The sequence below is a fragment of the ANME-2 cluster archaeon genome (genome assembly GCA_019429385.1).
Lineage (GTDB): Archaea > Halobacteriota > Methanosarcinia > Methanosarcinales > Methanocomedenaceae > Methanocomedens_B.
Genome location: JAHYIS010000051.1, coordinates 1 through 11,148 on the forward strand (window position 1 = coordinate 1; position 11,148 = coordinate 11,148).

Below are 11,148 nucleotides of genomic sequence, written 5' to 3' on the forward strand. Positions count from 1 at the left end.
CGCCGACAGCATTCCCACAGATCTCGCCGCTAAACCAGCCCCCACCTTGAGCCAATAAACTACGACCGCTGGGCTGAACTGGAATTCAAAGACCAACTGACCGATGAGGAGATGAAGGAAAAGCAGGCGCTTGAGAAAAAGAACCTGGCAGCCATCGAAAAGGTATACCAGCGCCTCGAGGATGATAAGGAGATTCAGGCGCAGATTGAGAGGATAAAGGCGCATGAGTGGGTACGGGTTGTGGAAGAAAATCATGGATAAGCCAGGGAATCTGAAAAAATGAAATCCCTCAACCACAAACAGCGAATCCTCCTGAAGGTCATCGAAGCACTTGACGAAAAAGGTACATCGTCCAGGTTCATGCTTGTGAAAAACCTGTTCCTGCTCGCCCATGAAGAAAACATAGGCCGCCTCATCAAATTCTACAACTTCTTTCCCTACAGGTACGGCCCATTTTCCAACGTATGCTATGCAGACCTCGCCAAACTGGAAAAAGAAGGATTACTGACCGAGCAAGGGACACACCTTTCATTAACCGAAAAAGGAATTCAAGCCGCCCGGACCGCAGACCGGAAGGCATCATTAAAAGTGAAGAGGGTTACACGCAAGTTCAATTCAGACCGTGATATACGAAAATATGTTTATAAAAAATTCCCCGAATACACAGTAAAAAGCGAAATAGTCCAGCAGCCCACAAAACAAACCACTCCTGGACTTTTCACAATAGGGTATGAAGGCAGGGATATTGACTCATTCCTCAACACATTGATAAAAAACGATATTGACCTCATAATCGATGTCAGGAAAAACCCTTTCAGCATGAATTTCAGTTTCACCAGAAACAAACTCCAGAACTACCTGGAAAAAATGGGCATGCAATACATCCACATCCCGGAACTCGGAATAGAAAGCAACCAAAGAGACAACCTGTCCACAATAAAAGACTACCAGGAACTGTTTAAAAAATACCGTGACACCACGCTAAAAGAATATCCCGACCAGATTGAGCACATCACACAATTGAGCAGGACACACCGTACAGCCCTCATGTGCTTCGAGGCAGATACAGCATATTGCCATCGAACCATTATCGCCAGGGACATAGAAATGAAACACGGGATGGAGGCGACTGCCCTTTGAAAGAAAACATCCTCGTGCTGGTCAGGGCAACACCGGAAAAAAGCAACCGACACGGTCACCTTGTTTGTGTTGCAGGAATAAATGAAGACAACCATCTAAGACGATTATATCCTTTCGAGTTCAGGCACGGAGAAAACCTCATCGACTTCAGGAAAAGGGACATGATAGGTGTCATCCTCGCAGAGCCGGACAATGATAAAAGACCAGAGAGCAGAAAAGTCGTCACTCACAAAAACCTTAACACACGACTAAACGATGAAGAAGTGCGCACCAGGATATTACCACTTGTAACTTCTATTGAAAAACTAAATGAAACAAGTGCAAGCCTGGGCATAATAAAACCAGAACTTCAGGACGTAAAAATTCAAATAAACACAACGAAAATATCTGATGAACAAACATACTTTTCAATGGCAGGAGATTATCTCGAAACACACGAAAAAGTGAAAATACCAGTGGAACTGAGATACCAGTTCAAATGTAAAAACGAACCCGGGTGCAAAGGCCACAACATAATTCTAATAGACTGGGAACTGAACGAACTGGCCAGAAATGTGATGCGCAACGACAATGACCCTGATGCAGTGAAGGAGAAAATCCGCACAAAATTCTTTGATTTCATGAAGGCAAGAGACCTCTATTTTTTTATGGGTACACATTTCCGCTTTGGTACATGGATTATTATAGGAATTTTCTATCCTTCACTACTGAAAAATACAATCTCCGATAGCACCGTTCAGACAACTTTATTAGGTGTATAATATGAAGGAAAAGCAGGCGCTTGAGGAGGAGAATATGGCAGCCATCGAAAAGGTGTACCAGCGCCTCAGGGATGATGAAGGGGTACAGGCGTGCATCGAGAAGATAAAGGCGCATCCGTGGGTAAGGGTGGTGGAAGGTAGATAATGGATAACAAGCTCGTTGTTTTTCAGGATAAAAAAATAAGGAGAACATGGTTTAAAAATGAATGGTGGTTCTGTGTTTCTGACATTGTTGAAGCACTGACTGACAGCGCCGATGTAAAACAATACATCAAAAAAATGCGCTCCCGTGATGAACAATTAAATTCGTACTGGGGTACAATCTGTACCCCCCTTGAAATGACTGCAAAGGACGGCAGGAAACGGAAAATAACCTGTTCCAATACTGAAAGTATCTTCCGCATCATCCAATCCATTCCATCACCAAAGGCTGAACCATTCAAACGATGGCTTGCTCATGTCGGCTCTGAAAGAATCAAAGAAATAGAAAATCCCGAACTTGCGCAGGAGCGCATGAAAGAGATATATGAGCAGAAAGGCTACTCAAAATCATGGATAGATAAACGCCTCAGGGGTATTGCCGTAAGGCAGGACCTGACGGATGAATGGCAAAAACGCGGAATAACTGAACAGATTGAATTTGCAATACTCACAGCCGAAATCTCAAAAGCCAGTTTCGGGTTAACACCTTCTGAATACAAAAAACTCAAGGGCATAGAAAACGAAAATCTTAGAGACCATATGACCGATTTGGAGCTTATTTTCTCGATGCTCGGAGAAGCATCTACAGGTGAGATTGAACGAACACAAAATCCAAAATCATTCAATGAGCACAAAAAAGCATCAAAAGCAGGTGGTACGATTGCAAAAAATGCACGTCTGGAACTGGAACAGAAAACTAAACAGAACGTAATAACGGGTGAAAATTACCTGGAAGAACCTGAAAAGAAAAAGCGGCTTGGGATGAAATAAAAGGATGATGACATGTATAAATTGTGTGAAATGTTAGGCAGGCCCACCGCCACCGAAGCGGAGGAGCTTGCGGGGCTTGAGAAAAACAACACGACAACCATCGAAAATGTGTACAAGCGCCTCAAAGATGACATTGAAATCCAGGCGCACATCCGGCAGATAAAGGCGCATCCGTGGGTGCAAGTCGTGAAAGGACAATGAAGAAAACAACACAGTCCACGTATGGAGCCCCGCAGGGCTGCATACGTGTGCGGCCCGCTACTGGCCAGAGTAGGGGAAGTGGGCCCGCGGAGATTCGAACTCCGGACCTCCGCCGTGTGAAGGCGACGTCATAACCAGCTAGACCACAGGCCCACATCTGTTTAAGCAAAAAAATTGCAAGCGCAATAATATTATCAATATAAGATAAGACTATCGCAAATCAATGCAATAGCCTCATCAATATCATTGATTATTTCTTTATCACTTTCTGGTACAGCCTGCCCTGGAATCCGTGGTACTTGGCCACCCCTTCCGCATCCTTCTGGTTAATAGAAGACTCATCAAAAGACACCAGGTTCTCAGAATACAGGGCAAAGGGTGAACTCCTTGCAACCGCCATGACACTGCCCTTATACATCCGCAGCTTCACAGCACCTTCCACACGCACCTGCGTAGCATCGATAAAAGCGTTCAAATCATGGAACAGCGGCTCGTCCACCAATCCCATATATGCCAGCTCGGACCACTGCTCATCCACTCTTGCCTTGAAACTCAATTCTGCCCTGGTCAGCACCAGACGTTCCAGGTCCCTGTGGGCCGCCAAAAGTACGGTCGCAGCCGGGTGCTCGTAGTTCTCCCGTGCTTTAAGACCCAGCACCCTGTCCTCTATCATATCGGTCCTGCCCACACCATGGATGCCGGCAATGCGGTTCAGTTCAGTGATCAAAGTCAAACCATCCAGACGTGTACCATTCAGAAAGACGGGAACACCGCCTTCAAATCCTATCTCGATGATCTCAGCCTCAGGTCCCTTTTCAGGTGACCGGGTCCATCCGAAGATCTCCTCGGGAGGTATGAAACCCGGGTCTTCCAGCTGGCCTCCTTCGATACTGCGGCTCCAGATATTCTCATCAACACTCCAGGGCTTCTCCTTAGTAACGGTAACAGGGATCCCGTGTTCCCTGGCATATTCTATCTCCCACTCCCGGGTCAGGTTCATATCCCTCATAGGTGCAATTACTTCCAGGTCAGATGAACGGAACACAGCTTCAAACCTCAACTGGTCATTCCCTTTACCGGTACAGCCGTGAGCCAGTGCAACAGCACCTTCATGTATGGCTATTTCAAGCACTTTTTTGGCAATCAGGGGCCTTGCAATGGCAGTACCCAGCACATATCCTTCATAATTCCCATTGGCCTTTATCAAGGGAAACAGGTAATCCTGTACGAATTCTGCTTTCGCATCGATGGTATAATTCTTATCACCGATCAACTCTGCTTTTTCTTCTGCTTTTACAATCTCTTCCTCTGCCTGTCCCACATCAACAACAACGGTAATGACTTTTTCAAAATCATAATTCTCCTTAAGAATGGGAATACATACCGATGTGTCCAGACCACCTGAATAGGCCAATACAACCTTACCTTTCATTTATCATCATATCCTTTTCTATTGTCAATCATATCAATGAATTTGGATGTTAAATCATCGAATATTATATAAGATATTTGAACCATCTATATTACAGCTTTAACATAATAATTATTCTCTATTAATATGTAAAACAGGGATGGAAAATAAAATGGTATTTAGTTCCCCTAAAAAAACGGTAGACTACAATTTAACTAGGATAGAAAAAGGCCAGGGCAGTAAAAAAATTGTTGAGTCTTTAAAAAAAGCTCTTAAAGAAGATCCTGAACTAATAGAAGACACAGCCCTTGCATTAATAGGAATTATCCAAACCGATAAAAAAGAAACTTTCGGCTACTGTCTAGAAATACTTCTTAATATTGCCGAAACAGAAACTGAGCTTCTGGTAAACTCAATTGATGCTTTTATAAAAATAATACAGATACCAGATGATAATGCACTTGACATTAACAGCATATTAATTGCCCTGGATATCCTGAGTATCATAGTTTCTGTGTCTCCAGACCTGATGCAGCCTGCCGTACCAGAATCACTAAAGAAAATGAGAAGTTCTAACAGCCACATTCGTTCGGCATCTTATTATATCCTGGACACAATTTCAAAATCTAACCCTGAATTCTTTTCAAATTACACATCAGACTTAATAAGATCACTCAATGGTTTAAATGTTGATGAACGGATATATGCCATAAAACTGATTGGTGAGATTGCACAATATTCGCCAAAAGTGATTGATGATTCCTATAACGTACTTAAGGATCTTTCAAGTAAACACCCTTCCTTGGAAATAAGACAGCAAGCTCATGATGTTCTTAAAAAATTCAGTGTAGATGAAGCAACACCCGAAGTCAAAACTGAACTATTGGAGTTTGAAAAAGACTTTATTGGTCTCAATGACATTAATTCTGAAGAAATGGACTTTGCGGAATTGGCGGACGACCTTTCTGAAAGAATCAAAGGGATTGATTTTGAAGCATCTGCTGTTGCAATGTTAAAATCTTTTGAAATGGACCATCTCATTCTCAAACCAGAATACAGGACGCATAAAACATTAACAAAAGAAGTCGAAGAGACTATACAAGTTAATGAAGATACTGATGAAGTAAATGCCATATCTAAAAAACTCCAGACAAATCTGGAAATTGAAACTGAATTACATCGCATAGAACAGCTGGTAATGGACCCAATCATCGAACTACGGTTATCTCCTGTAGAAGAGACCACCCAAAAAGATGAAACTGAATATCAGGAACATCCATCACCAGAATTCGACGATGATAAGGAAAAAATCCCGGAAACTAAAGCAGAAGTTACAGAGAACAAAGCAGATGTAATGGAAACTAAAGCAGAAGTTACAGAAATCAAAGCAGATGTAATGGAAACTAAAGCAGAAGTTACAGAAATCAAAGCAGATGTAACGGAAACTAAAGCAAAAGTTACAGAAATCAAAGCAGATGTAACGGAAACTAAAGCAAAAGTTACAGAAATCAAAGCAGATGTAACGGAAACTAAAGCAGAAGTTACAGAAATCAAAACAGATGTAACGGAAACTAAAGCAAAAGTTACTGAAATCAAAGCAGATGTAACGGAAATTAAAGCAAAAGTTACTGAAATCAAAGCAGATGTAACGGAAACTAAGGCAAAAGTTACTGAAATCAAAGCAGATGTAACGGAAACTAAAGCAGAAGTTACAGAAATCAAAGCAGATGTATCGGAAACTAAAGCAGATGTAACGAAAACTAAAGCAGAAGTTACAGAGATAAAATCAGATGTATCGGAAACTAAAGCAGAAGTTACAAAAATCAGAGCAGAAGTTGCAGAAATCAAAGCAAGAGTCAAGGGAACTAAAATAGTAGACCAGGGATTTACGCAAAGAGCTGAAAACAATGTTGAGACAATATTGGCTCCGTTACCTGATATTAGTATAGAAATGGTACATGCCATCTTCTCTGCACTTCAAAGTGAAGATAAGATTAGCAACATAGGGTTGATAGATATTAACGGAAAACTCATAACCGCAATCGATCCTGGAACTATGAATTCAAATTTAATGATTAAAATCATTGATATGCTAAGTCTTGAAGAATGCCTGACCCAAAAAGGAGGGTTCAGAAATCGAGTCAGTATAGAACTATCTGATAAAGTCCTGGTTGCTATGCCTATAAGTACTGACCATATAATGGTAGTATTCACAAGACCTGATGTACAGTTTGGAATGGTATTTCATCAGCTTGACAGGACTGCTGATAAATTAGAGCAGATTTTAACATAAACTAACAACCTTATCTGACAATAAAGGTAACTCCAGCACTGAAAACCGAATACAACAATCTTACTTTTTCTTCAAGACAAAGAAGTAGTACACTGCACTACCAACAGCCAGTATAGATATTGCACCAATGATGGTTACCCACAGCAATGTTCCTTTCTCTTCTTCTTCACCCATTGTGTCTGAATGGAAACTAACAGGTTCTTTACCATTCTTTGTATGGCACTGCCAGCAATCCATATTTGCAGTAACGTTTAAATGAATCTCTGAAACCGGCTGAACTGCACCGCCCCACGCAAACCTTATTGATTCGTTTTCTTGATAGTGACAGAACATACAATCAGATGTATCTGGCATAGTATCAACGATAACATCATACTGGTATGGGTCACTTGGATTATTATACAGACCTGAAACCCTTGATATTTCAGTATCGTTCACATGGCTGAAATAACCACCAGCATTGCCGGAAAAGGTTTCACCTACACCATGACAGGTACCCTCACCAGTATTGACATTATAATCAAAACAGGTGGAAATGGACGTACCATTGACCGCTCCTGACTGGTCTTTGACATTCATTATACCTGAACCGTTATAATGGGCATATATCTTTGGAATAAGACTTTCAATGTCGGTTCTCAAATCCCAACCTGATGAGCCTTCTGAAGGTCCGATGCCACCCGGTACGTGACAATCCTCGCATTTCCTGAACATCTCAGGGGCATCCCTTGCACTTATCATTGAGTGGATGCTGACATGGCATGCCGGACAACTCTCGTCCACAGGAATGTCGCCTGAAATCTGATTATTATTCTCCCAGTCAAATGCTCCATGCACGTATGGTATTATGTTGGATATGTTTTCATCAACATGCTCAACACCAGATACTTCGTAATTAATGTGGCAATTGATACAAAATGTGTTGTTCTGCTGCCCGTGACGCACATCTTCATGACAAGAAAGACAATCCGGGACTTCCTGAGCAGAGGATACCCCCGAAAAAAAAAGGATGATCGCAAACGTAGCTATAATCAGTAACATATTAACAGTATTCAATTTCATTCTTGTCAGCCTCAGAATATCTTTATTCCATAAAATAATACGTATCATCTATGCATTAATATTAATTAATTGTTCCTTTTCTTAAAGAATAATAGAAGGACTATACAGATCATACTGAGAGCTAATAGACCGGCACCTAATCGGAAATTAGTTAATGAATCAAAATCCGAGAATATATTACCTCCCACACTGTCATCAGTATCCTTTGTTGATAAAGCCTCATTTCCTGATATGTCCTCCCCATCCTGGGTCTGTATTTCTTCATTCAATTTCCGCCCCGATACTGCAAATGAAGGAAAACCCTTCACATGGGTCCTGTAATATACATACGTATCATCTTTATGATCCAGCTCTGTTGGCTGTTCAATCCAGGCCCCGTCCGTGTACCTGTAGAGGGCAACCTTCGATTCATCAATTTCGTTGGACTCTATCCAGTCATTTTTAACCTTGAAAGAAACCGTTGTATCCCTTATATTCTGCTCTGTTGCATAGCCATAGAGCCCCACAAAGATGTTTACATTCTTATATATTGAATAGGGAGCCGGAACTGGTACTAATTTAGATTTATCGTGCAGCACCTCAACCACTGAAGTGATCTTGCCTGCACTTCTAAGCGCAGTATACTCAATGCTCAGGATAGGGTCTGCCACTTTGAAATCATAGGTGATCTTCTTATCGTTCAGTACAAAGGAGGTCACATATTCATTGACCTCGATATTAGTATACTCCTCACCGGTAAATCCTCCGCCTCCACCCCCACCTCCAACCATAGCGGTCTCATCCATGATCATTAGGGTAATCTGATCGGTCCATGTCAGGTTATCATTATCCATCACATTGAAAAATATCAAATGAGTTCCAGGTGACAGGTCTGACCTGTTAAAATCGGATTTATTTCCTAGGTATCCATCTCTACTGGAATACCATTCATACGTCTCCACAATACCATCGGGATCACTGGACGAACTTTTAAAAAATACTATTTCATCTACTTTATATTCCGAGTTCGTGATTGGTTTTATGATCTGGCATATCGGTGGTTTTGGTTCCCTGATAGATATGCCGACCTGTGAAGATGTATTGAATCCATCGTTATCTGTGGCAGTGAAGGTTATTATATGGTTCCCGATACTAAGGTCCTGCGAGCTGAATGTATATTGATTGCTGAGCAGCCCATCACGGTCAGATTCCCACCTGACCCCAACTACAGAACCGTCCTGATCGGTGGCAGTGCCACTGAATGAAATATTTGTCCATTGCAACGGTGTAATCCCGGTTACGGGTTTTGTTATGGAAGTTATGGGTTTAAGGCCGATCTTTATAGTTATCATTGAAGTGCTTGAAAGACCGTCCCTGTCATAAACGGTATATGATATGTTGTGATACCCTAAGTTTAGACTACTTGAATCAACATTGAGTAGGTCGCCGGAACCAAGACCACCTTTGACATCTGAACTCCACAAACCCAACATTATTGCACCGTCCGGGTCACTTCCACTTCCGGTAAAAGAAATTATTTCACCCTGAACAAAAACAGAATTCGGTGCAGGAGTTGTCAATGATACAGTGGGATATACTGGAATGAATTCTATATTCCATGCCTGGATATATCCTGCCCCTGTACCAACGACCAGTTCCAGCGATCCGTCATTATCAAAATCATAGACTGAAGGAGTTCCAAGTACATTTCCGCCTGATGATTCCTGCATAAAGGATGTACCGTCACCATAGAATCCGAGGAGAGTACCACTTTTTAAAGCAACAAATACTTCACTGATACTATCGCCGGTAATGTCTTTCAGGAGGGGCTTTGAATATACTTCATTTTCCCCGAAAAGATGTGTCCACTTTAGCGTACCATCATGTTCAAAGGCAAATACTGAATAAACACAACCTACTACAATTTCATTTTTAGCATCAGTATCAATATTGCCGATTGCAGGAGATGAATAGGCATTGTAATAGGTTTGCGCATTCCAAAGAAGTGAACCGTCTCCATTATAGGCTATCAACTTCCCACTATATAAGTTGCCAATCACGGATGCTGAAACTACGACTTCATCGGTTCCATCATTGTCAAGGTCACCAACTGCAGGTGAATTATACAAAAATGTCACACCAAACGAAGATATTGACTGTGGCCAGCCTGAAACATTTGAACCATCGATATTAAAAGCATATACTTTATTATCCAGTGCAGTGACCACTATTTCAAATTCTCCGTCGCCATCAATATCACCGAATGCAGGTTGTGAGTGTACTCCGCCTCCAACAGCCACGGGCCAGTTCGTGAAAATCGTCCCGTCACCGTTAACGAGATATACCAGATTTGCATCGCTTCCAATCGCAATTTCTGAATAACCATCATTGTCCACATCAGCCAGAGAGGGTGTGGAATATATATTACCTGCAAGCGTTAACGGGAAGCCAGCTACCGATGTCCTGTCACTATTCCATGCGTAAAGCTTTTTTGATGTCTTATCACCAATAACAATTTCAAGTTTATTATCACCTGCCAGATTTCCTGCATTGGGGTCTGGCATTTTCGTTATTGTATGAAGAGCTCCTGCTAATGATGAAATGGATTGTAGGTTACTTGTCGATACATCATACAAAAAGAGATTACTGTAGGTTTCTACAACTATTTCGCCTGTACCGTCTTTGTCAATATCATTAACATAAACTGCGCCTGGTATTTCTGCACCTACCGAAACTGGAAATGAGTTACCGTGGGGTGTAATATTAAAGGTAGCAGATACAGGGTGCACTATCCATAATAAAAATAAAAATAGAATGATGATTTTCATCACCATCATAATGGATTTTTTACCAAATATATCTTTCCTTTCAATTAATGGCACGTTGAACACGCCCAATACGTTCCCATCTTCTGGTTGTGCAGGTCTCCCGGTTCTGATGAATAGAAGACCCACGTCCTTGGCAGGAACGGTAATCTCTTCTCTAACTGCCAGTCACCATTGTGACATTCGTAACACTGTATCTGGGAGGCCATCACGGTCTGGGGGGCATTTCCATACCTGGACTGGTTTATAGAATTATCGTGGCAGTTGTAACACTCATCAACGGTATCGTTGGAGTTCGTTGCCACCAGGCTGCTGTTCGTACCGTAATGGGACACAAGTGACCTGTTGTTCTGCCACATGGTCGCACTGCTATTGATACTGTTGTTGTGACAATTCCAGCACTCGGCATACGTCGTTGTCAGATTAGCGGTACTGTGCTGCTGCGGAGCTGAAGCATTGGGTATGTGCCTGCCGACCAGTCCTGCACTGAAGTTGGAAGTGCCA

11 protein-coding genes and 1 tRNA gene are annotated in these 11,148 nt (G+C 41.9%); 7 read left to right on the forward strand and 5 right to left on the reverse strand.

Annotation, left to right across the window (positions count from 1 at the left end):
- Nucleotides 1-111 precede the first annotated feature (111 nt).
- Genes K0A89_12250 through K0A89_12275 form a run of 6 tightly spaced genes read left to right on the forward strand, consistent with a single transcriptional unit; the run spans nt 112 to nt 3,074 of the window.
- The gene (locus tag K0A89_12250; protein ID MBW6519256.1) at nt 112-261 is read left to right on the forward strand and encodes a hypothetical protein; all 150 of its coding nucleotides are present in this window, start codon (nt 112-114) and stop codon (nt 259-261) included.
- Between the two features lie 18 nt (nt 262-279).
- Nucleotides 280-1,140, forward strand: a complete 861-nt coding sequence (locus tag K0A89_12255) for a DUF488 family protein (protein ID MBW6519257.1) — start codon at nt 280-282, stop codon at nt 1,138-1,140.
- Nucleotides 1,137-1,901 carry a hypothetical protein gene (locus tag K0A89_12260; protein MBW6519258.1) on the forward strand — a complete coding sequence of 255 codons (765 nt, stop codon included), beginning with the start codon at nt 1,137-1,139 and terminating at the stop codon, nt 1,899-1,901. The genes K0A89_12255 and K0A89_12260 overlap by 4 nt, the downstream gene beginning before the upstream one ends.
- Nucleotides 1,894-2,046, forward strand: coding sequence for a hypothetical protein (locus tag K0A89_12265; protein MBW6519259.1), 153 nt, complete (start codon nt 1,894-1,896; stop codon nt 2,044-2,046). The genes K0A89_12260 and K0A89_12265 overlap by 8 nt, the downstream gene beginning before the upstream one ends.
- Nucleotides 2,046-2,873, forward strand: coding sequence for a Bro-N domain-containing protein (locus tag K0A89_12270; protein MBW6519260.1), 828 nt, complete (start codon nt 2,046-2,048; stop codon nt 2,871-2,873). Before K0A89_12265 ends, K0A89_12270 begins: the two co-directional genes overlap by 1 nt.
- Before the next feature lie 12 nt (nt 2,874-2,885).
- A complete protein-coding gene (locus K0A89_12275; GenBank protein MBW6519261.1) occupies nt 2,886-3,074 on the forward strand; it encodes a hypothetical protein in 189 nt (62 codons plus the stop codon).
- A 79-nt stretch (nt 3,075-3,153) separates the two neighbouring features.
- Here the strand turns inward: K0A89_12275 and K0A89_12280 are convergent.
- A tRNA-Val gene (locus K0A89_12280) sits at nt 3,154-3,227 on the reverse strand.
- Nucleotides 3,228-3,324: 97 nt separating this feature from the next.
- Entirely contained in the window at nt 3,325-4,506 is a 1,182-nt protein-coding gene (locus tag K0A89_12285; GenBank protein ID MBW6519262.1) for an argininosuccinate synthase, read from the reverse strand.
- A 139-nt stretch (nt 4,507-4,645) separates the two neighbouring features.
- Between K0A89_12285 and K0A89_12290 the strand changes: the two genes are divergently transcribed.
- A complete protein-coding gene (locus K0A89_12290) occupies nt 4,646-6,778 on the forward strand; it encodes a hypothetical protein (protein MBW6519263.1) in 2,133 nt (710 codons plus the stop codon).
- A gap of 60 nt (nt 6,779-6,838) precedes the next feature.
- Here the strand turns inward: K0A89_12290 and K0A89_12295 are convergent, their stop codons facing one another.
- From K0A89_12295 to K0A89_12305, 3 genes are all read right to left on the reverse strand, one after another.
- Nucleotides 6,839-7,819: a hypothetical protein gene (locus K0A89_12295; protein MBW6519264.1), complete on the reverse strand. Its 981-nt coding sequence runs from the start codon at nt 7,817-7,819 to the stop codon at nt 6,839-6,841.
- Between the two features lie 86 nt (nt 7,820-7,905).
- Nucleotides 7,906-10,647 (reverse strand): PGF-pre-PGF domain-containing protein, encoded by a 2,742-nt coding sequence (locus tag K0A89_12300; GenBank protein MBW6519265.1) that lies wholly within the window; start codon nt 10,645-10,647, stop codon nt 7,906-7,908.
- A gap of 44 nt (nt 10,648-10,691) precedes the next feature.
- A partial coding sequence (locus K0A89_12305) for a hypothetical protein (GenBank protein ID MBW6519266.1) occupies nt 10,692-11,148 on the reverse strand: 457 nt, incomplete at its 5' end.

Bases quoted from the DNA above. Each gene is read 5' to 3' on its own strand.
- K0A89_12250 (MBW6519256.1), top strand. From the start codon at position 112: ATGAAGGAAAAGCAGGCGCTTGAGAAAAAGAACCTGGCAGCCATCGAA.
- K0A89_12300 (MBW6519265.1), bottom strand. From the start codon at position 10,647: ATGAAAATCATCATTCTATTTTTATTTTTATTATGGATAGTGCACCCT.
- K0A89_12285 (MBW6519262.1), bottom strand. From the start codon at position 4,506: ATGAAAGGTAAGGTTGTATTGGCCTATTCAGGTGGTCTGGACACATCG.
- K0A89_12255 (MBW6519257.1), top strand. From the start codon at position 280: ATGAAATCCCTCAACCACAAACAGCGAATCCTCCTGAAGGTCATCGAA.
- K0A89_12275 (MBW6519261.1), top strand. From the start codon at position 2,886: ATGTATAAATTGTGTGAAATGTTAGGCAGGCCCACCGCCACCGAAGCG.
- K0A89_12290 (MBW6519263.1), top strand. From the start codon at position 4,646: ATGGAAAATAAAATGGTATTTAGTTCCCCTAAAAAAACGGTAGACTAC.
- K0A89_12270 (MBW6519260.1), top strand. From the start codon at position 2,046: ATGGATAACAAGCTCGTTGTTTTTCAGGATAAAAAAATAAGGAGAACA.
- K0A89_12295 (MBW6519264.1), bottom strand. From the start codon at position 7,819: ATGTTACTGATTATAGCTACGTTTGCGATCATCCTTTTTTTTTCGGGG.